The sequence below is a fragment of the Oribacterium sp. HCP28S3_H8 genome (assembly GCF_052064775.1).
Classification (GTDB): Bacteria; Bacillota; Clostridia; order Lachnospirales; family Lachnospiraceae; genus Oribacterium.
Map to the genome: position 1 here is coordinate 256158 of NZ_JBQHUZ010000002.1, position 25525 is coordinate 281682.

The 25525-nt window shown below is 49.0% G+C and carries 18 protein-coding genes; all 18 read left to right on the forward strand.

Annotated features, from left to right (window positions below; all coding sequences use genetic code 11):
• The first annotated feature begins 27 nt into the window (after positions 1 to 27).
• The 18 genes from clpB to ACTNEN_RS03390 all read left to right on the forward strand — a co-directional run bounded on the left by clpB (position 28) and on the right by ACTNEN_RS03390 (position 25472).
• Positions 28 to 2679: an ATP-dependent chaperone ClpB gene (clpB, locus tag ACTNEN_RS03305; RefSeq protein ID WP_441204652.1), complete on the forward strand. Its 2652-nt coding sequence runs from the start codon at positions 28 to 30 to the stop codon at positions 2677 to 2679.
• 126 nt (positions 2680 to 2805) lie between these two features.
• On the forward strand, positions 2806 to 3255 hold the full coding sequence (locus ACTNEN_RS03310) for a hypothetical protein (RefSeq protein WP_441204653.1): 450 nt from the start codon (positions 2806 to 2808) through the stop codon (positions 3253 to 3255).
• A gap of 186 nt (positions 3256 to 3441) precedes the next feature.
• Positions 3442 to 4866, forward strand: a complete 1425-nt coding sequence (locus ACTNEN_RS03315; protein WP_441204654.1) for an ABC transporter ATP-binding protein — start codon at positions 3442 to 3444, stop codon at positions 4864 to 4866.
• Positions 4863 to 8558, forward strand: coding sequence for a glycosyltransferase (locus ACTNEN_RS03320; protein ID WP_441204655.1), 3696 nt, complete (start codon positions 4863 to 4865; stop codon positions 8556 to 8558). Before ACTNEN_RS03315 ends, ACTNEN_RS03320 begins: the two co-directional genes overlap by 4 nt.
• A gap of 18 nt (positions 8559 to 8576) precedes the next feature.
• Complete coding sequence (locus ACTNEN_RS03325; RefSeq protein ID WP_441204656.1) at positions 8577 to 9293, forward strand: nucleotidyltransferase family protein; 717 nt, start codon at positions 8577 to 8579, stop codon at positions 9291 to 9293.
• Complete coding sequence (locus ACTNEN_RS03330; protein WP_441204657.1) at positions 9290 to 10006, forward strand: D-glycero-alpha-D-manno-heptose-1,7-bisphosphate 7-phosphatase; 717 nt, start codon at positions 9290 to 9292, stop codon at positions 10004 to 10006. The genes ACTNEN_RS03325 and ACTNEN_RS03330 overlap by 4 nt, the downstream gene beginning before the upstream one ends.
• Complete coding sequence (locus tag ACTNEN_RS03335; protein WP_441204658.1) at positions 9976 to 10833, forward strand: glycosyltransferase family 2 protein; 858 nt, start codon at positions 9976 to 9978, stop codon at positions 10831 to 10833. The genes ACTNEN_RS03330 and ACTNEN_RS03335 overlap by 31 nt, the downstream gene beginning before the upstream one ends.
• Positions 10793 to 12994 carry a hypothetical protein gene (locus ACTNEN_RS03340; RefSeq protein ID WP_441204659.1) on the forward strand — a complete coding sequence of 734 codons (2202 nt, stop codon included), beginning with the start codon at positions 10793 to 10795 and terminating at the stop codon, positions 12992 to 12994. Before ACTNEN_RS03335 ends, ACTNEN_RS03340 begins: the two co-directional genes overlap by 41 nt.
• Positions 12995 to 13011: 17 nt before the next feature.
• Positions 13012 to 14619, forward strand: coding sequence for a hypothetical protein (locus tag ACTNEN_RS03345; protein WP_441204660.1), 1608 nt, complete (start codon positions 13012 to 13014; stop codon positions 14617 to 14619).
• Positions 14579 to 16057, forward strand: coding sequence for a hypothetical protein (locus ACTNEN_RS03350; RefSeq protein WP_441204661.1), 1479 nt, complete (start codon positions 14579 to 14581; stop codon positions 16055 to 16057). The genes ACTNEN_RS03345 and ACTNEN_RS03350 overlap by 41 nt, the downstream gene beginning before the upstream one ends.
• Entirely contained in the window at positions 16054 to 16827 is a 774-nt protein-coding gene (gene rfbF / locus ACTNEN_RS03355) for a glucose-1-phosphate cytidylyltransferase (RefSeq protein WP_441204662.1), read from the forward strand. The genes ACTNEN_RS03350 and rfbF overlap by 4 nt, the downstream gene beginning before the upstream one ends.
• A gap of 9 nt (positions 16828 to 16836) precedes the next feature.
• On the forward strand, positions 16837 to 17943 hold the full coding sequence (gene rfbG / locus ACTNEN_RS03360) for a CDP-glucose 4,6-dehydratase (RefSeq protein WP_441204663.1): 1107 nt from the start codon (positions 16837 to 16839) through the stop codon (positions 17941 to 17943).
• A 158-nt stretch (positions 17944 to 18101) separates the two neighbouring features.
• Positions 18102 to 19451: a lipopolysaccharide biosynthesis protein RfbH gene (gene rfbH / locus ACTNEN_RS03365; protein ID WP_441204664.1), complete on the forward strand. Its 1350-nt coding sequence runs from the start codon at positions 18102 to 18104 to the stop codon at positions 19449 to 19451.
• Positions 19451 to 20326, forward strand: a complete 876-nt coding sequence (locus tag ACTNEN_RS03370; RefSeq protein ID WP_441204665.1) for a LicD family protein — start codon at positions 19451 to 19453, stop codon at positions 20324 to 20326. Before rfbH ends, ACTNEN_RS03370 begins: the two co-directional genes overlap by 1 nt.
• 46 nt (positions 20327 to 20372) lie before the next feature.
• Entirely contained in the window at positions 20373 to 21317 is a 945-nt protein-coding gene (locus ACTNEN_RS03375) for a glycosyltransferase family 2 protein (RefSeq protein WP_441204666.1), read from the forward strand.
• 366 nt (positions 21318 to 21683) lie between these two features.
• Positions 21684 to 22823, forward strand: a complete 1140-nt coding sequence (locus tag ACTNEN_RS03380) for a galactose ABC transporter substrate-binding protein (protein ID WP_441204667.1) — start codon at positions 21684 to 21686, stop codon at positions 22821 to 22823.
• A 99-nt stretch (positions 22824 to 22922) separates the two neighbouring features.
• On the forward strand, positions 22923 to 24431 hold the full coding sequence (locus tag ACTNEN_RS03385) for a sugar ABC transporter ATP-binding protein (protein ID WP_441204668.1): 1509 nt from the start codon (positions 22923 to 22925) through the stop codon (positions 24429 to 24431).
• 36 nt (positions 24432 to 24467) lie between these two features.
• Positions 24468 to 25472, forward strand: coding sequence for an ABC transporter permease subunit (locus tag ACTNEN_RS03390; protein WP_441204669.1), 1005 nt, complete (start codon positions 24468 to 24470; stop codon positions 25470 to 25472).
• The last annotated feature ends 53 nt before the right edge of the window (positions 25473 to 25525 follow it).

Here is a 25525-nt window from a genome sequence, read left to right on the forward strand (position 1 = left end):
AAAAAGAAATTTAAAGGGAGGATATCTATGAACATCAATAAATTCACGCAGAAGTCAGTTGAGGCTGTAAACAACTGTGAAAAGATTGCACTGGATCATGGCAATCAGCAGATTGTTGAGATGCACATCCTCTATAGTCTTTTAACGATAGATGACAGTCTGATTGCAAAGCTCCTGACCAAAATGGGAGTGCCGATTGATGCCTTTAAGCAGGATGTGGAGCAGGAAATTGACAAGCTGCCCAAGGTTTCCGGTGCAGGGCAGATGTATTTTTCACAGGATGCCAACAGGGCTCTCGTCAATGCCGAGGATCATGCCAAGGCGATGGGCGATGAGTATGTTTCGGTAGAGCACATTTTCCTGTCTCTTATGAAAGAGGCGGATCGTCCGATGAAGGAGCTCTTAAAGAAATATAACATTACCAAGGATGGCTTCCTGAAGGTGCTTTCGGAGGTGAGAGGTAATCAGAGAGTGGTTTCCGATAATCCGGAGGCAACCTATGATACCTTAAATAAATACGGATATGAGATGGTACAGCGGGCAAAGGACCAGAAGATGGATCCGGTCATCGGCAGAGATGACGAGATCAGAAATATTATCCGGATCCTGAGCCGTAAGACAAAAAACAATCCGTGTCTGATCGGTGAGCCTGGTGTCGGTAAAACAGCCGTCGTTGAGGGACTTGCACAGCGGATTGCCAAGGGAGAGGTACCGGATTCTCTTAAGGATAAAAAGATCTTTGCACTGAATATGGGCTCTCTCATTGCAGGCGCCAAGTATCGTGGCGAATTTGAGGAGAGATTGAAGGCGGTCCTGGATGAGGTGAAAAAGTCCGAGGGTCAGATCCTGATGTTTATTGATGAGCTGCACACGATTGTCGGTGCCGGCGCATCGGAAGGCTCCATGGATGCGGGCAATATTCTGAAACCGATGCTGGCGAGAGGTGAGCTGCATTGTATCGGTGCAACGACCTTAAACGAGTATCATAAATATATTGAGAAGGATCCGGCGCTGGAGCGTCGTTTCCAGCCGGTAATGATTGACCAGCCGTCTGTCGAGGAAACCATTTATATCCTGCGTGGTATCAAGGAAAGCTATGAGAAGTACCATGGCGTTACCATTACCGATAACGCACTGGTAGCAGCGGCGACACTTTCCGACCGTTATATTTCCGACCGGTTCCTGCCGGATAAGGCAATCGACCTCGTAGATGAAGCCTGCGCCATGGTGCGGACGCAGATGGACAGCATGCCGGAGGATATGCAGGAAATGCAGTCCAAGATCACACAGCTTAAGATTGAGCAGGTTTCCCTCAAGAAGGAGGACGATAATCTTTCCAGGGAGCGCCTGGCAGAAAGTGAAAAGGAGCTGGCAGAGCTACAGGATCAGTTCAATGTCAAGAAGGCACAGTGGGAAAACGAAAAGAACTCTGTCGGTAACCTTCAGGCGCTGAGAGAGAAGCGCGATAAGATCAAGGCGGATATTGAGATTGCAAAGCAGAAATACGATTATAATACCGCGGCCAAGCTCCAGTACCAGGATCTCCCGGAGGTGGAGAAGCAGCTTAAGGATACGGAGGCGAATGTCCATGGCCAGGACTCAAGCATTGTCCTTGACCGTGTGACAGAGGATGAGATCGGAAAGATCGTGAGCCGCTGGACCGGCATCCCGGTCACCAAGTTAAACGAGTCCGAGCGTTCCAAGGTGCTGCATCTCGGAGATCAGCTCCATAAGAGAGTTATCGGTCAGGATGAAGCGGTGGAAAAAGTAACGGAAGCCATCATTCGCTCCAAGGCCGGCATTAAGGATCCGACAAAGCCGATCGGTTCCTTCCTGTTCCTGGGACCTACCGGTGTTGGTAAGACAGAGCTTGCCAAGGCTTTGGCGCAGAGTCTGTTTGACGATGAAAATGCCATGGTGCGGATTGATATGTCCGAGTACATGGAAAAGTATTCTGTATCGAGACTGATCGGCGCCGCTCCCGGATATGTCGGATATGAGGAAGGCGGTCAGCTGACCGAGGCTGTCAGAAGGAAGCCGTACTCGGTTGTGCTTTTTGATGAAATAGAGAAGGCACATCCGGATGTCTTTAATATCCTGCTGCAGGTCCTGGATGACGGTCGGATCACCGATTCCCAGGGTAAGACGGTGGACTTTAAAAACACCATCATTATCCTGACCTCCAACCTTGGCGCACAGGCGCTTCTGGATGGGATTGATGACAAGGGAAATATCTCCGAGCAGGCACAGAAGGAGGTGCATGAAGCACTGAGAGCTGCATTCCGTCCGGAATTTCTGAATCGTCTGGATGAAATCATCATGTTTAAGCCGCTTACCAAGGACAATATTTCCGGCATTCTGGATCTCATTGTGAAGGACATTGACCGGAGACTGGAGGATAAGCAGCTTACCGTTACGCTTACACAGGCTGCCCGGGAGTATGTCATTGATCATGGCTATGATCCGCAGTTTGGTGCAAGACCGCTTAAGAGATTTGTCCAGAAAAATGTGGAAACGCTGGTTGCCCGGATCATCCTTGAGGGTGAGGTCCATGAGGGAGATACCATCGAGATTGACGCGGAGATGGGCAAGCTCAAGGCCAATATCAAGGAAACCGAGAGCGCTGAACCGGAGCCTGGCGAGACAGTGGACAGAGGTACCTGGACGGTGGACAACTGATGCTTCGGCAAAGCATTTTTAGACGAATCGTAAGGGGAATGTAAGTACGGTTGTTCTTTTGTATGCTATACTGAGTACAGAACAAAGAAACAATGGTACGATGAGAAAGGACCTGTGAGGATGAGAGTGGACAGGATAAAAAAAGCAGCGGCGGTTTTAGCTGTCGCAGTGATGGTTTCAGCGGTGCCGGCATTTGCGGCAGAGGGAGAGTATGTTGTCACGGGAAGTGGCGCGATTATTTCCAGATCTGCAGGCAGAATCAGCTCCAATGATCCATATAACAGCTCAAGATTCATCACAGGTCCTGAAACGGTTTCTGCATCCGGGATTACCGGCGGAAGCTACAGTGGTCCGGATACCGGATCCAATGAGACAGAGCAGAAAAAGGTTACCATAGTGCATGCAGACAGCGGGGCGGCTCCCGGAGATTTTTATATGCCTTCTGCATCTGAAAATACGTCTGCATCCGGGATCACCGCAGGCAGCTACAGCGGTCCGGTCACGGGATCTGTAAAAAGCAATCGTGGCACCACAAGCAACACAACTGGTGTGCATGCAGTACCGGGAGTTTCTTAAGCTGTGGCCTTAAAACAGCCGGCAACGGACCTTTATCCCGGCAACAGATCTTAATCCCTGTAATTTGCAATAAATCATAAATATGATACAATGTTCCCAAATGCGTAATGCGCATTTGGGATTTTTTGTTTTAGCGCATTCGTGCGTATTTCTATTTTAAAAGAAAAGGGAGATCCCCTGAACGATATGGGAAAAACAGATGAACAGGAAACGATGATCGAGGTGAAGGATGTCACCAAGGTGTACCGGTTGTATGACAAGCCGATTGACCGTCTCAAGGAATCGGTCAGTCTTACACATAAAAATTATCATCGGGACTTCTATGCATTAAATCATATTTCCTTTGATGTAAAAAAGGGAGAGGCTGTCGGCATTATCGGAACCAATGGCTCCGGTAAGTCCACCATGCTTAAAATTATCACGGGAGTCCTGACTCCGACTGAAGGTACCGTGTCGGTCAAGGGCACGGCAGCGGCGCTGCTGGAGCTTGGTGCGGGCTTTAACCAGGATTATACTGGTATTGAAAACATCTACATGAACGGGACGATGATGGGCTTCAGTCGTGAAGAGATGAAGGAGAAGCTTCCGGCGATCCTGGAATTTGCGGATATCGGTGATTTTGTGTATCAGCCGGTGAAGTCCTACTCCAGTGGTATGTTTGTGCGGCTTGCATTTGCGCTTTATGTCACCATGGATCCTGACGTTCTGATCGTGGATGAAGCTCTGTCTGTCGGAGATGTCTTTTTCCAGGCAAAATGTTATCACCGCATGGACGATCTTAAGCGGAAGGGAACGACCATTTTGATGGTGACGCATGATCTCGGCTCAGTTATGAAATACTGTGACCGGGTTGTGCTGCTCAATAAAGGTGAAAAGATTGCCGAGGGTAAGCCGGGGGAGATGGTGGATCTCTATAAAAAGATTCTGGCAGGTCAGTATATCGGAAACGAGGATTTTGTTGATAAGGCGGATTTTGGTGTGGAGTCCATCGGCGCGGCAGCGTTAGGTGCCTCCCGGACAAAGCCAGATGCAAATACAAATGACGCTATGGAAACGGATGCTTCCGATCAAGGCTCGCTTGTGGAAAAGCTGGATCATGCGGCAGAGCTTGAGCATGTGAGCGAGGGTCTCATGATGGACCGCCTTACGTTAAATCCTAACGTGCAGCACTATGGCAATGGCAAGGCTTCTCTCTATGATTTTGGTATTTTTGATGCACATGGAAAACTGACAAACGTGGTTTTAAAGGGTGAAATGTTTTCCATCAAGGAGAGAATCCGTTTTAATGACCGGGTCGAGTCGCCGATTTTTACATTCACGATCAAAGACAAGCGTGGAAATGATCTTACGGGCACCAATACGATGTTTGAGGGCAAAGAAATCCCGCCGGTCAAAAAGGGAGATGAGTATGTCTGCGTTTTCCGTCAGAAGATGACGCTGCAGGGAGGTGAATATCTCCTGTCGATGTCCTGCACGGGATTTGAGCAGGGGACACATACGGTATATGATCGGAAATATGATGTGGCAAGCATTACCGTACTCTCCAATAAAAATACGGTCGGAGTTTATGACATGGAGTCCGAGGTGACTCTGGAAAGGCATGAAGCATGAGTTTTGAGCATCACAGAAGAAATCTGATGGACTGGCTCTTTTTAGAGGATGAAGCTTCGGACATAGGCGGGGCGCATGTGCTGCTGCTAGGAGATAAGGACGAGGTGAAGCCGTTTTATGAGCTTCTTAAGCGTCGGGGATGTAAGGTCTCGGACAGAACAGAGTCGGGATTGGTCTATGACTGGATTCTGGTTCCAATGCTCACACGTAGAATCCTTGCCGGATTCCGGAGGGATCCTCGGGAGATGTTTAAGAGCCTTACGGAAACATGGCTGGCACCGTCAGGTAAGCTTGTGGTCGGGATGGAAAATGCCTGCGATATTGATCGTCTGGCAAGTGGACAGTACGAGAACGAGATTTATTACATGACAGAGGAGGTGCTGCGGGGGATCCGCACTTCGCTTAAGGAAAGCTTTCCGTCCTCCAGAGAGCTTATGTATTTTCCAATGCCGGAGCTGGAGATGCCGCTCGTCATGTACTCCGAGGAGCGGCTTCCGGCTCCGGGGGAGGAGGACGATAAGACGACAGCGCTTGTGCACGGTGGTGAATTTGGAAAGTTTGCGCCTGCATGGCTCTATGTCTTTACAAAGGATGCCTTTATCGGAATCGGAAACGGTAAAAAAGAAGATATTCCTCTGTATATTAAATATAATTCCAGCCGTAGGGCAGAATATGCGATTAAAACCGTGATTTACCGGGATGCGGAGGGCAGGAGGCATGTCCGTAAGGAGAGCATCACACCGGAAGCCAATACACATGTCGAGTCGCTGATTCATAATGCAGAGCTTGTCCGGACTGGAAACCCCGGGCTTCAGGTGCTTAAAGCCGAGGTGGAGCGGAAGGCAGAAAAGGAGGGGGAAACCTCCTATGTGATCTATCCCTTTGTGTCGGGTAAGAGTGTCGCCGAGGAGCTTGGGGACAAGATCAAGGATGGTACCGCACCTGTGGAGGAAATCCGGGCAGTGATGCGTCAAATCATTGGGAAAGACAGCGGCGTACAGAATCCTGCCAATCTCGACGGATTGTTTCAGAATGTCCTGATGGATGGAGCTGTCCCTACGCTCATTGATTGTGAATGGGTACTGCCGGAAGATACAGAAGTTAAATTTCTTGAATTCCGTATGCTGAAATATTGGTACCTGGAGTATAAGGATGCAATGGCTTACACAGAGCTTGCATCCTTCTTAAGGCTGTTTGGATTTACAGCAGAGGATCTGGAAAGGTATGACAAGGCAGAGGCTGCGTTTCAGAAGCGGGTGCATGGAGATGGGGAGGAGTCCAATCTCTGGGCATATCAGTCTGGAAGAGTGACGCTTAAAAATTTCCTACGGCAGAAGGATGAGATTACAGAGCAGGAGGCTACCATACAGGAGCTTGCGCGGCAGGTTAAGGAGCGGGATATTGCGCTTCGGAAGGAACGGGAGGTAAGCCGCCTTACCAACGTGCACGTCGGCAATCTCGAGAAGGTGATTGCCATCCATGAGCGGGATATCAATACGCTCATGCAGGAGCGGGAGTATTATAAGAAGCATCAGAGCTGGTCATCAAAAAAGAGAGAAGCGCTGGAAGCGGTGTATGACAAGCATTTCCCTTATGGCTCCAGGAAACGGAAGATTATGGACTATGCCGGTAAGACAATTCGTCATCCGATCCATACAATTCCGATGTACTTTTCGGATCGCGGTAGAAATCTCATAAAGGGAGATTTCCGCATCGGTGCACAGTATCTGGAGGGTGGAAAGCTCTGCTTTGAGAGGACGGATGCGCCGCTTGTCAGCATTGTAATTCCCTGCTATAACCAGATCAATTATACGTATCAGTGTCTGCTCTCGATTTTACGGCATACGGATTTTAAGAAAACCCCGTATGAAGTCATTATTGCCGACGATGTTTCGCAGGATGCGACGAAGGACCTTGCCGAGTTCTCGGAAAATCTTGTGATTGCCCGGAATACGGAAAACATGGGCTTCCTCCGGAACTGTAATCAGGCGGCAGCCAGGGCAAGAGGCAGATATATCTTCTTTTTAAATAATGATACTGAGGTGAAGGAGGGCTGGCTTTCCAGTCTTGTGGACCTCATTGAGAGCGATCAAAGCATCGGTATGGTTGGCTCCAAGCTGGTGTATCCGGACGGCCGACTCCAGGAAGCGGGCGGAATCATCTGGTCCGATGCTTCCGGCTGGAACTATGGACGTCTCCAGGATCCGGAGGAGCCGGAGTATAACTATGTCAAGGATGTGGATTATATATCCGGTGCTGCCATCATGATCCGTGCAGAGCTATGGAGGGAAATCGGAGGTTTTGATGAGCTTTTTGCTCCGGCATACTGTGAGGATTCCGATCTTGCGTTTGAAGTGCGGAGACATGGAAAACGGGTAGTGTATCAGCCGAAGTCGGTAGTCATTCACTATGAAGGCATTTCCAATGGCACGGATGTCCAGGGAACCGGTCTTAAGCGCTATCAGCTTGTGAATCAGGAGAAGTTCCGGGAGAAGTGGAAAAAGGAGCTGGCGGAGCAGTCGGTAAACACCGGAAGTCCAAATCCGTTTAAGGCAAGAGAGAGAGGACAGAACAGCCGGTATATCCTGGTTGTGGACCATTATGTGCCGACCTGGGATAAGGACGCCGGATCCAAGACAACCTATCAGTACCTTCAGATGTTTGTGCATATGGGTTATAAGGTGAAGTTCCTGGGAGACAATTTCCTGCATGAGGAACCATATACCTCTGTGCTTGAGCAGATGGGGATCGAGGTGCTGTATGGTAAAACCATGCAGGCAAATATCTGGAACTGGATCGATACCAATAAGGATATGATCAACATTGCCTTTTTGGAGCGTCCGCATATTGCAACCAAATATATCGATTATATCCGGGAGCATACCGGCTGGAAATGCATCTTTTACGGACATGACCTGCACTTCCTGCGAGAGAGACGGGAGTATGAAATCACGCATGATGAGGCAATCCTCGAGGACAGTGAATACTGGCGGAGTCTGGAGCTCTCGGTAATGAAAAAAGCGGATATCAGCTACTATCCGTCTCAGGTGGAGGTGGATGCGATCCATGAGATTGATCCGTCCATCCCGGCAAAGGCGATTACCGCGTATGTGTTTAAGGATCCCGCCAGGGTTTCCGGTGATTATGCAAAACGAGAGGGACTTCTGTTTGTCGGAGGCTTTGCGCATCCGCCAAACAAGGATGGTCTCCTCTGGTTTGCGGATCATATCCTGCCGGAGATTCAGGAAGCGATTCCCGGAGTAAAGTTCCGGGTGGCAGGCTCACATCCGGATGATGAAGTCCTTAAGTTGAATGAGCGGGAAGGAATCGAGGTGCTGGGCTTTGTCTCCGATGAGCGGCTGGAGGAGCTCTATCAGGAAAGCAGGATTGTCGTTGTGCCACTCCGCTATGGTGCCGGTGTCAAGGGCAAGGTCGTGGAGGCGCTGCATGAGGGTGCAGCCATTGTGACTACCAGCTGCGGAGCAGAGGGAATCCCGGGCGTGGAACAGGCGCTTATGATCCGGGATGACGAGCATGCCTTTGCAGAGGAAGTGATTTCCCTGTATCACGATGTACCGGAGCTTGGCAGACTTTCTCAGAGAGCACAGCAGTTTGTATCGGATCATTTTTCTGTGGAAGGCGCCTGGAGCCGTATCCGGGAGGACTTTGAGACCGATCTTAATCATAAGTAATAGAATAAGGGAGAGTGTATGGAAGCAGTACTTCTCTGCGGAGGTCTCGGGACGAGACTCCGTTCTGTGGTATCGGACCGCCCCAAGCCGCTTGCGGATATCGGCGGCAAGGCATTTATGGAATATGTGACGGATCAGCTGGTGCAGCAGGGGATCAGAGATATTGTGTTTGCCGTCGGCTATAAAGGTCAAATGGTTGAGGACTATTTTGGTGACGGCAGCCGTTTTGGTTTCCGGGCAGCGTACTCATATGAGGAGGAACCGCTTGGAACCGGAGGGGCGATCCGGCATGCGCTTCCGAAGCTGAGAGGTGACCGGGCATATGTATTAAATGCGGATACCTATTATAAAATCGACTTCACAAGACTTGAGCGCTGTATGGATCATGCGCATGCTTCCATGGCGCTGTTTACACGGGAGGTACCGGATATCTCCCGCTACGGTGAAGTGAAATCAGAGAGGCAGCTGCTTTGTTCCTGGAATGAAAAAAGCGATGCTGCCCGTCCGGGAGAGATCAACGGCGGCATTTACCTTATCCGGAGAGAGCTGCTTGAAAGCATGCCGGAGGGGAAGGCAAGCCTTGAACATGACTGGATCCCGCAGTGGCTCTCACAGGGTGTCCGGATTGCGACCGAGTTATCCGATGCATATTTCATCGATATCGGTGTTCCGGAGAGCTATCGCAGATTCCGGGAAGATGTGGCAGCCGGCAGAGTAGGAGAGGACATTTCATGACCAAGGTGCATCCACTGGATCCGAATCCGAAATCCGGATGGCAGCCCAAGATCGTGTTTCTTGACCGGGACGGAACGATCAATGAGGAGGTGAATTACCTCTATAAGCCGGAGGATCTCGTGATCCTGCCGGGAGTGCCGGAAGCGCTCCGGGAGCTGAAGAAGGCAGGGTACCTGCTCATCCTGATTACTAATCAGGCAGGGATTGCCCGGGGATATTATACGGAGGAGGACTGCATAAGGCTGAATCTTGTGCTGGACACGGAGCTGAAACGCGCGGGCGCCGGACTGAATGCCGTATATTACTGCCCGCATCATCCGGAGCATGGAATCGGGAAATATAAGCTGCACTGTCACTGCCGGAAGCCGGAAACCGGACTTTTACTGCAGGCGGAGGCCGATCTTATGTCCTGCAGGATCCCATCCGGAGACACGCTTTATCAGAGCCGATGCATACTTTCCGAAGCAGAGCAGAAGGCACTTTCCGAGTGGAACAGAAGCCCCGAGGGACCGGATTTTACAAACTGCTTTATGATCGGGGATAAGCTGGGAGATATCCTTGCCGGACGTCGTTTCGGAGTGCGCAGCATCCTGGTGGGCACCGGATATGGGAAAAAAGAGCAGAGAGCAGCTGCGGCAGGAAGCTATGATTATTATGCGGATACGCTTAAGGAGGCAGCAAAATGGATTATAAGGCAGCAGAGCATAAGGTGAAACCGGGACAGAAGCACTATAAGCATGTCTTTGCCGTGGCAGCCTATGGGGAGTCGCCGTATCTTGATAAGCTTCTCCATAGTCTTACTAAGCAGAGCGTTCCGAGCCGGATTATCCTGTGCACGTCTACGCCGAATGCCTATATTACATCGTTATCCGCGAAATACCGGATTCCTGTCTATGTAAGGCATGGAGCGCACGGACTGAAGGAGGACTGGAACTTTGCCTATGAGCAGGGAGCAAGGTTTGCACCGCTTGTAACGATTGCACATCAGGATGATCTCTATTTTCCGGATTATACCAAGGCACTGCTCTATGCCTTTTCACAATATCCGGATATGTCGGTTTTCTGCTGCCGATATGACACCATAGATGCTGCGGGAAATACCATAGAAGGAAAGTCAGAGCAGGTTAAACGATATCTAAGGATCCTGCTCCGGGACCATGCACATGCGGACAGAAGCTTTGTAAAGCTTAGCGCGCTCCGCTATGGCAACGGTATCGGCTGTCCGACCTGCACCTATCAGACCCGGCTTTGCGGATTTCCCTTGTTCCAAAATGACTATAAATTTGTCATTGACTGGGATACACTGATCCGTCTTGCCAGACTTCCGGGACGTTTTATCTGCATTGAGAAGCCCTTAATGGCTTACCGGGTGCATAGCGGAGCGGAAACGGCAGCGCAGATCGAGAACCATAACAGGGAGAAGGAAGAAACGGAGATGTTTGAGAAACTGCATGGGAGGTGCTTAAGCAGGATCCTCATGCATTTTTACAGGAAGGCATATGCAGCATATGACACGGAACCTAAAACCTGCCAATCGTAAATGTACCGGATTTCCGATCATCACAGGGATCACTGTGCTTTGCTTTTTGATTTTCTATGCAGCTTCCGGAAACCTGGAAAGGCAGCTGGAGCCTGTAAACCGGGCTGCACTTACGGAAATGCTGTTTGTTTCATTGCTCCTCCTGGGGATCGGAAGGCTTCCGCTTTTTAATACAGGGAAACGTCAAATACTTGCGACAGCAATTGTAATTGTCACAGAGATTTATCTCCACCGCATGCTGCTTCCGGTCGTTTTTTCAGGACTTTGGTTCCTGTTTGTTGCTATAGTATTTCTCTTTATCTTTGGTGTAATCCGAAGCAGGAGAGATCTCCGGAAGCCACAGCTGCCGGGAGATCCCGGGGAATACCGTCCCCTGCTTCTTGCACTTCCGTTTCTTTTGCTCCAGCTGAACCGTATGAACATCGCTGTGGATTATGATTCCCTCCGATATGGACTTCGTTCGGATTATGTGCTTTTTAACGGAAGCTTCTTTGACGCATTGGGTCAGATCAATGCGGTCTATACCTATCCTAAAGGACTGGAGGTTTTGACGGCACCACTCAGCAGCTTTCATAGCTTTGCGCTGCTTCTGATGTTTCAGTTCTGGACGTTGCTCTCCGTGATGGCGCTTGTGTTTTTGATCCTCTACCGGATGACGGGACGGGTGCGCAATGGTGTTGCAGCCGTGCTGGTCCTGTCCATGATGACAAGTCTCACCAATATGTCCATTACCGCCAAGACGGATCTTATCACGCTGCTTCTTCAGCTTATCATGTTCTGGTTTTTCCTTACAAGAGAGCCGGGCAAGGCTGCCGCAGCCGCCATCCTGAGTCTGTCGATGAAGCCTACGGCAGTGGTGTTTACTACAGCCGCATGGATGACCCTTATGGGAATGTCACTTTGGGATGCACACCGTAAAGCAGGACGGAATGTGTCACCGCGGGAACCGCAGCTGCCTGGTATACGGATGCAGGAATCATGCATTTTTACCTCCGGAGTATGGCTTTCCGCACTGCCTGCACTGATATTTTCCATCCTTTTTACCGGCATCATTACACTTCGGACGCTGGTGATTACGGGAGTGCCTTATTCAACGACCTTTACTGCTTTATTTCAGACACTTGGTTTCCGGGTAAAGTGGCCCTTTAATTTTGACGCACATGTGGATTACGGAGCTTCGGTCAGCTTCGGGCAGGCAATGCTTTCCTTAGCGCGGCGGCTTTTTTTGTTTTTATTTTGTCCGGTCGGAGATGACATGGCGCATGTCATGATCGCGTGGGGCGGAGTCATGGTTCCTGTACTTTTATATGCCGTGCTCCGGAAATGGAAGCTACTTTTCGGGGGCAGTCGGGAGCAGCGGATGTCTGCGATGCTCCTTATGGTGCTTACGGGACTTTCCCTTCTCACGTTTTATTTTCTCTGGCAGGTGGATGGCAATTATTATATCTTCTGGGATGTGATGCTTGTAATCACCGCCTTTTCGCTACTGGAGGAAGGGCCTGATCTACATCCGGGTAGAGTTAAAATATTAGGAGCGGGGATACTCTGGGCAGCTGCATTCGCAACAACCATCATTACAAGCTGGGCTGGAGCGGTAGGCTTTACACCCATCGATTTTGTAAACAAGGGGTATTATGATAATCTTGCGGAAATTGCAGAAGCGCAGAGGCTCCGCGGATCCTACGGCGTATGGTCTCATATGGCGGCGGACCCTGCAAACCGGGTGATCGCCTTTGCAGAGACGCCGGATTGCTATGAAATCCCGTGTAATGTTGAGAGCATTGCGGATGTGGAAGGCTCCGGAGGCAGTCCGGGGCTCTATGACAAGCCGATGTTTTTTGAATGGTTTTTAACCTGGGCGGATACGGATTATCTGTACGTTGAGCGGGGCTTTCTGGAACAGCCGGAGGAAACCCGGGCGCGGGAAATGGTGGAGACACTGATCCGTGAGGGTATGATTTCCGACATTATGACAGAGCGTGCCAGTCAGGAGCCGGAGCTTCACGGCATCGGACCGGAGGAGGATTGTTATCTTCTGCTCTCGGTGGATAAGGCGCGGCTTCGCTATATCTGGGAGGAAACGACACCGCCGCCGGCAGATCCGGCGCGTACGGCAGAGCTTCTGGGCATATTCCGGACTGCGGCATATTTTGCAAGGTAAGGTAACGAGGGAGACTCATGAGAGAAACAGGAAAAACAAGGATTTTTGCGGCGATACTTGCGCTGATCCTATTCAGCCTGGTTGGATTTTACGTAAACCGGTACATAAAGATCGAGGGACTGTATATGGATGACCTCTATATGTGGTCCTGCTACGGAGAGCAGTCTTTCCGGGAGTTTGCATTCCCGATCGGAACCTCTACCAGATTTCGTCCGGTCTACTGGACGCTTACGTATCTTGAGATGATGATCGTACGGAATAACGTCAGGCTCTTTGTACCGATTAATATTATACTGAATATTGGAGTCGCTTTTACCATTTATCTTTTTGCGCGTAGATTAAGTCATAACAGTATCTTTTCCATGCTGGCAGGATACATGTATCTGATTTCGCATTTTGCGTATTACCAGATTGCGCAGGCATTGGGACTGCTGGAGACGATGTCACTCTTTATGGCGGTGGTGATCCTCTGGCTTCTGTATGATTTTCTGAATCTCGGCTCCAAGATCTATTTCTATATAGCGGGTATTGTGTATTTCCTTCTGGTGTTCTCGCATGAACGTTACCTGTCGCTGATGCCGCTCTTTTATATTGCGCTTCTTTTTGTGAGATTTCGTATCCATGTCACGAGCGGCAGGGGAAAGTCACGGCGCAGGGGAAGTCTTGCGGGGATTGTACGGATCAGGAGCTTTGACTGGCTGTTCCCCATCCTTCTTTTAGTGCTGATCCTCGGCATCCGGCGATTTGCCATTGGTACCGCGGTACCGGCGGGAACCGGTGGAACGGAGGTTACCGATACGTTTCAGCTTGCCACGGCATTGAGCTATGCCCTGGATCAGGTAAAGTATATTTTTGGCATAAATATTGGTCCTGCATATCTTAGCGGGATTACCTGGACGGATGTGATTCCCGAGATGAAGTATTTTGTTTATGGAAGCTGGATTCCGCTTTTGCTTCTTGTCGTATGGTTCCTTTTTATATCGATCCGGCGGGGATATTTCCGGACGACAGCATGGTTTGGAAATCATGCCCTGTTTCTTGGATTCATTGCGCTTTGCATCGGATGTTCCTCTGTTACAATCCGGGTGGAAATGCGCTGGGTCTATGTGAGTTATACCGGAGCGCTGCTCTACCTAGGATGGATGATCGGCGTAATCAGCGGGAGAGAGCAGCCGGAGCGTTACGTAGGGGAAAGCTTGAAGTTTGGAAAACGGAGAGTCTCTGACCGGGTGCTGCCGCTTCTGTTTCTTGTTTACTGTGTCCTGATGACTCCGGTAGAGAGATATTACCGCACCTACTATAATCAGATTTATTTCTGGGAAAATCAGGACCGTATGAACTCTCTCGCGGAGCAGACCGTCATGAAATATGGCATTCAGGGTGTACTTGGAAAACAGGTCTATATCCTGGGCAATACCTATGAGATGACGGATTTCTATGCCCGCACCTTTTTTAAGGTCTATGATCCGGAAAAAACCGGACAGGGCACGGAGATTCATTTTATTGAAAGCATAGACGAGCTTCCGGAGGAGGCAAGTCTTCGGAACTCTATTGTACTGAAAGAGGCGCCGGAAAAGAGGGGATATGATGATATCACAGCGGAGAGCTTTAGAAACAGGAAATAAAAGCAGAAAGAGCAAAGGTCAAAGGAACGGCACGACCGGAGCAATGTATACAGTGCGTACAGGACTGGTGCTGGCACTGCTATTTTCCGCACTTCTCTTGGTCTATGTCACACATGCGTCACGGGATGTTGTCTTTGCTGATTACATTCGCCTTGTGAACTCGTATTTGCCGGATCCGTTGAAGCCGGAGAGCTTCTTTACGCCCGATATCCTCACAAGGATCCCGCTGACCTATCTTGTCCGCTGGGTGAATGTCCGTCTGTTTTCATATTCCGTGCATTTTGACAGAGTGCTCGGGATTCTCGGACTGTTTTTGTCTTCAGTCGTGATCCTTATGTATGCCGGGAGAGAGCGCACACCGGCGGTCATATTGCTGCCTGTGCTGCTTGTGCTTTTTAGCCTGAATAAGTGGGAAATGCTTTTAAACGGCAGCGGGTATGCACATTTTCTTGCATTTGCCTGTTTTTACTGGAGTTTCCTGATCGCAGACCGGATCTATACCGGCACGGAAAAGCGGCATGACCGGCTCTTGATGGTGCTGCTGCCGTGGCTTACGCTGCTCACGGCAGGACCGTATATTGCGGTTTATCTCGTCACCATGATCCTGTGCGGACTCTGGACCGGACTCCGGGAGCATAAAAATACCGTATTCTGGATCGTCTCCTCGGTACTGGTGCTGGGTTTATATTTTCTTTCCAATCATTACGCGGTCTATGAGTACTCTGGAGCAAGAGATGTAAGTCTCAGGGAGGTGCTCACGCAGTATCCTGGATTTGCGCTTCACTTTTTCTTAAATGGATTTGCATCCATGCTGCTCGGAGGCGAGGTGCTGGAGGAGCTCCTTAAGGGAGCAGTGCTTGGATACTGGGGCATTTATCTGCTTGGAGCCTTTGTGCTTTTTTGTTATGCGGCTGCATGGGCCCTTTATGTATATCGGGGCTATTGGAAACGGACGCTGTTTCCGGCACTCTTAATGCTTTACGGGCTTGGCAGTCATGCGATTGTTTTTTTGTCACGGTATATCTTTTTAAATGAGACGTATGCATGGCAGAGCAGATACGCACTGCAGTATCAGAGCGGAATCCTCGGGATCCTGCTGGTGCTGGGGCTCTACATCCGTGAGGAGAGGCGCGCGCAGAAAGGCTTACGGAAATCTGCTTTTATCCTTATTACTCTTTTGCTTCCATTGACCTTTGCTCTCGGAAACTGTTATACTACCTCTCGTGAAATCCAGAAAATGCCATATCGTCTCGCAAGCTTTGAACGGATGGAATCAGCTGCGCTGGATCCGGAGGAGTACAGCGATGAGGAACTGGAGACCGTGTTTGAGTACCATCATGGGGGAGATCGGATTCGTCACGCCCTTGATATTCTGAGAGAGTATCATCTGAATGTTTATAAGAAATATAGTGAAGTAGAAATACAGGAGGCAGCATGAAGGTTTGTATACTTGCCGGTGGCTTCGGAACCAGAATCTCCGAGGAAAGCCATCTTAAGCCAAAGCCTATGATTGAGATCGGAGAGATGCCGATCCTCTGGCACATTATGAAGTATTATGCATCCTATGGATTTAATGAGTTTATCATTCTTGCAGGCTACAAGCAGTATGTAATCAAGGAGTTTTTTGCCAATTATTTCCTGCATAACGCGGACATTACCTTTGATTTATCCAATAACCAGATGGAGGTGCACAATCACTTTTCCGAGGACTGGAAGGTTACTATCGTCGATACCGGTCTTAATACGATGACAGGCGGTCGGGTCAAAAGAGTGCAGAAATTTATCGGAGATGAGCCCTTTATGCTGACCTATGGAGACGGCTTATCGGATGTGGATCTTGACGGTCTGCTCCGCTTCCACGAGTCTCATGGTAAAATCGCGACGATCACTACCGTGAATCTTGCGCAGCAGAAGGGCGTCCTGGATATGGGGGAGGATGGCAGGATCAAGGCATTCCGCGAAAAAGCAGATGAGGATGGCGCCATTATCAACGGTGGCTTTATGGTGTTAAATCCCGGTGTCTTTGATTACCTGTATGGGGACGACTGTGTCCTGGAGCAGGAACCGATGCATAAGCTGGCAGAGGATGGGGAGCTGATGGGCTTTTATCATCCGGGCTTCTGGCAGTGTATGGATACCCAGCGGGAGAAAAAACTCCTGGAGGAGCTCTGGCAGAGCGGCAGAGCACCATGGAAGAGATGGGAGTAGGATAACGATATGGATTTTACAGAGCTCAAAGATTTTTACAGTGGGAAAAGGGTTTTTGTGACCGGGCATACCGGCTTTAAGGGCAGCTGGCTCACACTCATGCTTAAGATGCTTGGAGCCGATGTCTACGGATACGCGCTGGAGCCTCCGACAAACCCGGAGCTTTTTACCATTCTGAGACTTAAGGATGAGATTCATCATGAAATCGGAGATGTCAGAGATTTCCCGCATTTGCAGAGCGCCTTTATGGCGTCAGGACCGGATGTCGTATTTCATCTTGCGGCGCAGCCGATTGTAAGAGACTCTTATAAGTATCCGAGGGAAACCTATGAAACCAACGTGATGGGGACGGTAAATCTCCTGGAGTGTATCCGCAGAAGCTGTGCCTCCGGGGACTTTATGGTGGAGAGCGTTGTCAATGTTACTACCGATAAGGTTTATGAAAATAATGATATACCGGAGCACGCATTCCGTGAGGAGGAAAAGCTGGATGGGTATGACCCGTACAGCAATTCCAAGTCCTGCTCGGAGCTCGTGACGCACGCCTATACGAAGTCCTTTTTTACAGCTGCTTCGGAAACCGGTGGGGATGGCATGCATCTTCCGGTGATTTCCACTGCGAGAGCAGGCAATGTGATCGGTGGCGGAGACTTTGCCAATGACAGGATTATCCCGGATTGTGTGAGAGACACTATGGCTGGGAAGCCGATCCATGTGCGGAATCCGTACTCTACAAGACCCTATCAGCATGTACTCGAGCCTCTTACCGTGTATCTCATGATTGCCATGGAGCAGACTAAGGTAAGGGAGCGTTCCGGAGCCTACAATGTGGGACCGGATGCGTGCGATGCCATTACGACAGGTGAGCTTGCGGAGCTTTTTGTGAAATACTGGGGCGAGGGAGCCTCCTGGCAAAGTGCCGCAGAAGCCAATGCACCTCATGAAGCCAATTTCCTGAGGCTTGACTGCGGGAAGCTGAAGCATACCTTTGACTGGCAGCCCGTCTGGCATGTGGAGGAAGCGGTGCGGGAGACCGTCCGCTGGTACCGGGCATGGCAGCAGGGCTCTGATATGAGAGCGTATACAGAAACGCAGATCCGGGACTTTCTTGGGTAAAGGAATACTAAGATTAAGGCGATAAAAGCTAAAAAGCTCAAAAAGACGAAGCTAAAAAGGGTAAATAATAAACACAGATATAATATTTAAAACCGCATCTTTCTGAGACAGGAAACATTAAAAATGCGGAATCAAAACAATCTATCAGGAGGCAATTTATGGCGGATAAAACCGAGCAGGAGGCACGTCAGGAAATTCTTGATCTTGTAGCCGACTATGCCAAAAAGTATAAGATGCCGGAGCAGCATAAGGAGTATCACCCGGGAGACCGGATTCCGTATGCATCCAGGGTCTACGATGATAAAGAAATGGTAAATCTTGTAGATTCCGCGCTTGAGTTCTGGCTTACCGCAGGCAGATACACGGAGCAGTTTGAGAAAAATTTTGGAAAATATCTGGGCGTACGATACGTAAGCCTTGTAAATTCCGGTTCCAGTGCAAATCTCCTTGCATTTTCCACGCTGACCTCACCGCTCCTCGGAGAACGCCGTATCAGGCGTGGAGATGAAGTTATTACGGTCGCCGCAGGATTTCCTACAACCGTTACACCAATCCTGCAGTATGGAGCTGTCCCGGTCTTTGTGGATGTAACGATTCCGGGCTATAACATAGACGTGACGAAGCTTGAAGCAGCCTTAAGCAATAAAACCAAGGCGGTTATGATCGCACATACACTGGGAAATCCCTTTGATCTGGGGGCTGTAAAGAGCTTCTGTAAGGAGCATGAGCTCTGGCTTGTGGAGGATAACTGCGATGCGCTTGGCTCCACGTATACCATAGATGGAGAAACCAGGTTTACAGGCTCGATCGGAGATATCGGCACGAGCTCTTTTTACCCGCCTCATCATATGACAATGGGTGAGGGAGGTGCGACCTATACCAATAACCCGTTGCTTCACCGGATCATGCGTTCGATCCGCGACTGGGGCAGAGACTGCTGGTGCGCGCCGGGCAAGGACAATACCTGCGGACACCGTTTTGACGGACAGTACGGCGAGCTGCCAAAGGGCTATGATCATAAGTATGTGTATTCGCACTTTGGCTATAATCTTAAGGCGACCGATATGCAGGCTGCGGTAGGCTGCGCACAGCTTGAGAAATTTCCGGGCTTTGTAGAGCGCCGCAAGCATAATTTTGCTTATCTTAAGGAGCAGCTCGTACAGGCAGGAGCAGAGGACAAGCTGATTCTGCCGGTGGCTGCCGATCATGCGGATCCCAGCTGGTTCGGATTTCTGATGACATGCCGGGAAGGTGTAGATCGTGAGAAGCTGGTGCGCTTTATAGAGGCTCATGGGGTGCAGACGCGAATGCTTTTTGCCGGAAATCTGATCAAGCACCCTTGCTTTGATGAGCTGAGACAAAGCGGCAGCGGCTACCGCGTTGTCGGTGAGCTTACAAATACGGACCGTATCATGGCTGACAGCTTCTGGGTAGGCTTATATCCCGGCATGACAGATGAGAAATTAAAGTATATGGCAGAGACCATTGTGGAAGGACTGAAGCAGTGATGGCAGAGGACAGAAGCTTTGAGTTTGATCTTTCCAAGGTACACCGCGCCAATCTGGAGATTCTGGAAGCCATTGACCGGATCTGCAGGGCACATCAGATTACGTACCGGCTCGATGCGGGAACTTTGCTCGGTGCGGTGCGGCATGGTGGCTTTATTCCCTGGGATGATGATGTGGATCTGGTGTTCCGCAGGGAGGAGTTTGAAAAATTTGCCGCGATTGCAGATCAGGAGCTTCCGGACAAGATGGAGTTAATCCATCCGACGGACTATCAGCATGGCAGAGCGTTTTTTGACTTTGTACCCAGAGTCATTTATAAAAATTCCAGGAGACATGCTGCGGATGATGCGGACCAGAACTTTTATGAAGGAAAGCTGAACCATCTGTGGGTAGATCTTTTTATCATTGACCGCCTGCCGGACTCCCCGATCGGAGAGAGGATCTGCAAGCTCCGGCAGCAGATTGTATTTGGTCTTGGAATGGGACACCGGAGAGCGGTGAACTTCCGTCAGTATCATGGGCTTCAGAAACTGGAGGTTATGCTGCTTGCAACTGCCGGCAGATGCCTTTCCATGCCGTCCATTTTCCGTCTGCAGGATCGTTGGGCACGGAAATATACAGATCGTGTACGAAAGACCGGACACATGACCAAAAGATCTTATTTTTCCAATTATCAGCCGGATTTTCAGTACTGCACGGTAGAGAACTCCTGGGAGGAACCGGTCAGAGACATTTCATTTGAGGGAAAGACTTTTTACGGACCGCAGGATACGGATAAAGTGCTCACCATGCTCTACCATAATTACTGGCAGCTGCCGCCGGAGGAGAAACGTGTTCCGTCTCATTCCGGACGGGAAATAGAGGTACTGGACTGACTTTGCCGGTTGGTACGGATCATGCTGGGGAAAGAAGGAAATAAATTTGGCTAAGCTGTTAAGTGTGATTGTATCAGCCTATAATGAAGAGGCAGGCATCCGGGAGTTCTATGCCGTAACGAGCGGATATCTCGGGGAGCTTTTCGGATCAGGCTGGGAGTATGAGATTCTTTTTGTGAATGATGGAAGCCGTGATCATACCGGGGAAATCCTTACGGAGCTTGCCGCAGAGGATCCTCGGCATGTACGCACCATCACATTTTCCCGGAACTTCGGACATGAAGCAGCCATGACGGCAGGACTGGATTACGCATCGGGTGATGGACTTGTATTTATGGATGCGGATCTCCAGCATCCACCGCAGTATTTGAAAGAAATTACAGAAAAAATGGATGCGGGTTATGAAGTGATTTCCATGGTGCGTACACGGAATCAGACCGCAGGTCTTATTAAAAATATTACCTCCGGTGGCTTTTACTGGCTGATTAATAAGCTGTCGGATGTCCATTTTGAGCCAAACGCTTCTGACTTTTTTGCAATTTCCCGAAATGTTCAGACTGTGCTTAAGAAAAATTACAGGGAGAAGGTACGGTTTCTCCGGGGGTATGTACAGAATGTCGGCTTCCGTAAAACCACTATTTCCTATGAGGCAGCGCCGAGAGTTGCCGGAAGCAGTCACTATTCGCTTCGGAAGCTTTTTGTGTTTTCCATGAACACGATCATGTGTTTCTCCAATATGCCGTTGAAGCTCGGGATCATTGCGGGAGTTTTTTCTGCACTGCTTGGACTCATTATCCTCTGTTACACTTTGCTTACAAGAAGCGGGGCACCCTCCGGCTATGCTACCATTGTTGTATTGCTTTGCTTTATGTTTGCGGTATTATTTCTTGTGGTCGGGATCATCGGAGAGTACATTGCGGTATTGTTTGAGGAAATGAAGGACCGGCCGATTTATATCGTGGAAAATAAAGAAAATCTGCCGGAAGCGTAAAACATAGAACAGTACAAACTGAAAATGCCGCAAAAATAGAGAAAGTGTAAAATGTAAAATATAAAAAACACTGAAAAAAGAGAGAAAATATAAACAGACAGAACTGGAGAAATCCGGTTTTTGTCTGTTTTTTTATCGTACAAGTTTATACTGAACAGGCAAAAAACACGAAGGATATGAAAAATAGACCTAAATTGCGGGAGTAATCTATGCAAAAATGAGCAGATCAAACAAAGGATCAAAGGATTTTCAAGGTATTGAGAAGAATAATCTATGTTTTAATAATTTAAGGATTGCTATAGTTTGATTAGCAAAAGGATCCGGGACAGGATCCCACAGAGAAAACCATAGGAGGAAACAGGTTTTATGAAAAAAGCACTTAGCGTATTGACAGTTTCAGCAATGGCAGTATCCATGCTCGCAGGATGTGGTTCATCCTCTTCTGCACCGGCAGCAAGCACCGCAGCAGCTCAGGAGACAACAGCTGCAGCAGCTACAACAGAAGCTGCCAAGGAGGAAACCACTGCAGCAGCCGCAGCAACTACAGCAGCCAATGCCGCAGCAGCGCAGGACGTAGACCTTTCCGATAAGAAGGTTGGTGTATGTATTTATCAGTTCTCTGATAACTTCATGACACTGTTCAGAGGCGAGCTGCAGTCTTACCTTGAGTCTCTTGGATTTAAGCCGGAGAACATTGAAATCGTAGATGGTGCCAATGACCAGGCAACACAGACCAACCAGATCCAGAACTTTATCACTTCCGGAGTAGATGTTCTGATCATCAACCCGGTTAACTCTTCTTCCGCAGCAACCATCACAGATATGGTTCAGCAGGCAGGCATCCCGCTGGTTTACATCAACAGAGAGCCGGATAAGGATGAGGAGAAGAGATGGGAAGACAATAACTGGGATGTAACCTATGTTGGATGTGATGCACGTCAGTCCGGTACATTCCAGGGCGAGATCATTGCCGAGCTCCCAGATAAGGGCGACATCAACGGTGATGGCAAGGTTTCCTACATTATGATCGAGGGCGATCCTGAGAACATTGATGCACAGTACAGAACAGAGTATTCTGTTAAGGCTCTGACCGATGCAGGTATCAAGGTTGAGGAGCTTGATGATCAGGTTGGTAACTGGGATCAGGCACAGGCACAGTCTCTTGTTGCTAACTCTCTTGCACAGCATGGCAAGGACATCGAGGTTGTATTCTGTAACAATGATGCCATGGCTCTCGGTGCAAAGCAGGCAATTGAGGCAGCAGGCGAGACGATCGGCAAGGACGTATATCTTGTAGGCGTTGATGCTCTGCAGGAGGCTTGTGAAAATGTTAAGGATGGTTCACAGACAGGTACTGTATTTAACGATCATATTTCACAGTCTCATTCCGCAGCTGATGCAGCAGTGAACTATATCAAGGGCGCTGGCAATCCTCATTACATCGGATGCGACTATGTAAAGGTTACCAAGGACAACGTTGATGATATTCTTGCTTCCCTTGGCTAAGCATGGTGACGATAATTACAAAGTAAAAAAATAGGAGTGCGGGTGCAAGGTTCTGCACCCACGCTCCTTTTTAAACAGAAATTCGCTTGGGAGGACAAAATGGCGGAATATAAACTGGAACTGAAAAACGTGTCTAAGTCATTCCCCGGTGTTAAAGCGCTGGATCATGTCAATCTCGCGGTTCGTCCAGGTACCGTTCATGCACTTATGGGAGAAAATGGTGCCGGCAAGTCCACTTTGATGAAGTGCTTGTTTGGTATTTACCATATGGATGAAGGGGAAATTTATCTGGATGGTGAAAAGGTGACGATCTCAAATCCTGACGATGCCATGAAAAAGGGTGTTGCCATGGTGCACCAGGAGCTTCAGCCGGTTTTGGCAAGAAATATTGCCGAGAACATGTATCTTGGACGGTTTCCGGTACATAAATACGGACCGCTGCAGGTAATTGACCACAAGACAATGTTTGAGGAAACCGAGAAATGGCTTAAGGAACTGGGACTGGATTATAATCCTAAGGCACTTCTCAGCTCTCTTTCCATCGGACAGATGCAGATGGTGGAAATTGCCAAGGCAGTTTCTCATGAAGCAAAGGTCATCATCTTTGATGAGCCGACTTCATCGCTTTCCGATAAAGAGGTTGATTTCCTTTTTAAGGTAATGAATGATCTCAGGGATCGTGGGGTTTCCATGATCTATATTTCCCATAAGATGGATGAAATCAAGCGGATTTCCGATGATATTACCATCATGAGAGATGGTACCTATATCGGTACATGGAAAGCAGCGGAGATGTCCACAGAGGACATCATCACCAAGATGGTAGGCCGTGAGCTTACGCAGATTTATCCGGATCATGACCATGAAATCGGGGATGTGGTTCTAGAGGCAGAGCATGTAACCTCCATCCTTCCGAAATCCTTTAAGGACTGCACCTTTAATGTAAGGAAAGGTGAGATTCTCGGCTTCGGCGGACTGGTCGGCGCACAGAGAACAGAGCTTATGGAAGGTATCTTTGGCATACGACATCTTGCGGAAGGTACGGTTAAGGTGGATGGCAAGGAAGTAAAAATCAAGCGTCCAAAGGATGCAATGGATGCCGGGATCGGTATGATCACAGAGGATCGGCGTGGCAATGGTATTTTTGGATGCCTGTCCATAAAGGATAATGTAGGTATTTCCATTTATAATAAGCACCTGGAGGCAGGCTTTGTACTGAATCACAGGGATATCAATCATATTGTGGATGACAGTATTAAGCAGCTCTCGATCAAGACCCCGAGTATGCAGCAGCATATCGAGAACCTCTCTGGCGGTAATCAGCAGAAGGTTATCGTAGCTAGATGGCTCGCCAATGATCCGGAGATTCTCATCATGGATGAGCCGACACGAGGCATTGATATCGGCGCAAAGCATGAGATCTATGAAATTATGGAAACGCTTGCCCGCCAGGGTAAGGCAATTATCATGATCTCATCTGAGATGCCGGAGCTTCTCGGTATGGCGGATCGGGTATATGTAATGTGCAATGGTAAGATCACCGGTGAAATTACGGACAAGGAAGATATGACACAGGAGAAGGTCATGACTTTCGCAACGCAGTTCTGATCGGCAGGTATCTATAAATGTTAAAGGGGAAATAAAATGCAAAAGACTCAGAAACAAAAAGTCACCGACTTTCTTATCAATAACGGTGTCATCATTGTAATGATCATCCTCGTAATCTATACAGGACTGACCACCAAGAACTTCTTGACTCCAAACAACTTCTTAAACCTCCTCGCCAACATGTCATATCGTCTGGTTATCGCACTTGGTATTTCGGGCTGCGTAATCACCGGCGGATGTGATCTGTCCGGTGGACGTATGGTAGGCTTTGGTGCATGTCTCGCAGGAACGCTGCTGCAGAAGCAGGATTACAGCGGACGGTTCTTTAAGGATGGCTTTATGGCAAGTATTACGCCGCTGAATCCGTTCCTTGTATTGATTTTGGTTATGCTGATTTGTGCATGCTTCGGTGCAATCACAGGCTGGTTTATCGCATATCTCAGTGTTCCTCCATTCATTTCCACACTTGCAATGATGGAAATTATCTATGGTATCGGACTGATCTATACCGGTGCAACACCTCTTGGCGGTTATGTAACTGGATATACCATCTTTTCCACAGGACGTTTCCTTGGCCTCAGCTGGCTGATCTGGATGGCGGTTGGTATGTCTGCGATAACCTGGTTTATCTATAACATGACCCGTCATGGAAAGTACATGTATGCTATCGGCGGAAATGTACAGGCAGCAGAGGTTGCCGGTGTACCGGTAAAAATGACACTTCTTATTATCTATGCCAAGGCATCCGCATTTTTTGCAATGGCAGGCTTTATGCTTGGCGCCAAGGCCGGCGGTGCATCCATTAACACCGGACTTTCCTACGAGATGGAAGGTATCGCAGCTTGTGCACTCGGTGGTGTATCGGTTACCGGCGGACGTGGTAAGGTTTCATCCGCAATTATCGGTGTTGCCGTACTGGAGCTCTTAAAGGTAGCTCTCCAGTTCCTTGGAGTGGATGCCAACGCACAGTATATCGCCATCGGTATTGTAATCTTTGTTGCAATTTCACTGGATATCCGTAAGTACGTTCAGAAGAAGTAATCAGAGGCTGGATGAACCCGCTTTGGTAATTGCCCCAAAGTAATAGACAAGCT

What these genes read in the sequence shown, in the direction of transcription:
- rfbG (WP_441204663.1), top strand. Translation starts at nt 16,837, where the DNA reads ATGGATTTTACAGAGCTCAAAGATTTTTACAGTGGGAAAAGGGTTTTT.
- ACTNEN_RS03350 (WP_441204661.1), top strand. Translation starts at nt 14,579, where the DNA reads ATGATGATATCACAGCGGAGAGCTTTAGAAACAGGAAATAAAAGCAGA.
- ACTNEN_RS03325 (WP_441204656.1), top strand. Translation starts at nt 8,577, where the DNA reads ATGGAAGCAGTACTTCTCTGCGGAGGTCTCGGGACGAGACTCCGTTCT.
- clpB (WP_441204652.1), top strand. Translation starts at nt 28, where the DNA reads ATGAACATCAATAAATTCACGCAGAAGTCAGTTGAGGCTGTAAACAAC.
- ACTNEN_RS03320 (WP_441204655.1), top strand. Translation starts at nt 4,863, where the DNA reads ATGAGTTTTGAGCATCACAGAAGAAATCTGATGGACTGGCTCTTTTTA.
- ACTNEN_RS03380 (WP_441204667.1), top strand. Translation starts at nt 21,684, where the DNA reads ATGAAAAAAGCACTTAGCGTATTGACAGTTTCAGCAATGGCAGTATCC.
- rfbH (WP_441204664.1), top strand. Translation starts at nt 18,102, where the DNA reads ATGGCGGATAAAACCGAGCAGGAGGCACGTCAGGAAATTCTTGATCTT.
- ACTNEN_RS03330 (WP_441204657.1), top strand. Translation starts at nt 9,290, where the DNA reads ATGACCAAGGTGCATCCACTGGATCCGAATCCGAAATCCGGATGGCAG.
- ACTNEN_RS03315 (WP_441204654.1), top strand. Translation starts at nt 3,442, where the DNA reads ATGGGAAAAACAGATGAACAGGAAACGATGATCGAGGTGAAGGATGTC.
- ACTNEN_RS03370 (WP_441204665.1), top strand. Translation starts at nt 19,451, where the DNA reads ATGGCAGAGGACAGAAGCTTTGAGTTTGATCTTTCCAAGGTACACCGC.
- ACTNEN_RS03345 (WP_441204660.1), top strand. Translation starts at nt 13,012, where the DNA reads ATGAGAGAAACAGGAAAAACAAGGATTTTTGCGGCGATACTTGCGCTG.
- ACTNEN_RS03385 (WP_441204668.1), top strand. Translation starts at nt 22,923, where the DNA reads ATGGCGGAATATAAACTGGAACTGAAAAACGTGTCTAAGTCATTCCCC.
- rfbF (WP_441204662.1), top strand. Translation starts at nt 16,054, where the DNA reads ATGAAGGTTTGTATACTTGCCGGTGGCTTCGGAACCAGAATCTCCGAG.
- ACTNEN_RS03340 (WP_441204659.1), top strand. Translation starts at nt 10,793, where the DNA reads ATGCAGCATATGACACGGAACCTAAAACCTGCCAATCGTAAATGTACC.
- ACTNEN_RS03335 (WP_441204658.1), top strand. Translation starts at nt 9,976, where the DNA reads ATGGATTATAAGGCAGCAGAGCATAAGGTGAAACCGGGACAGAAGCAC.
- ACTNEN_RS03390 (WP_441204669.1), top strand. Translation starts at nt 24,468, where the DNA reads ATGCAAAAGACTCAGAAACAAAAAGTCACCGACTTTCTTATCAATAAC.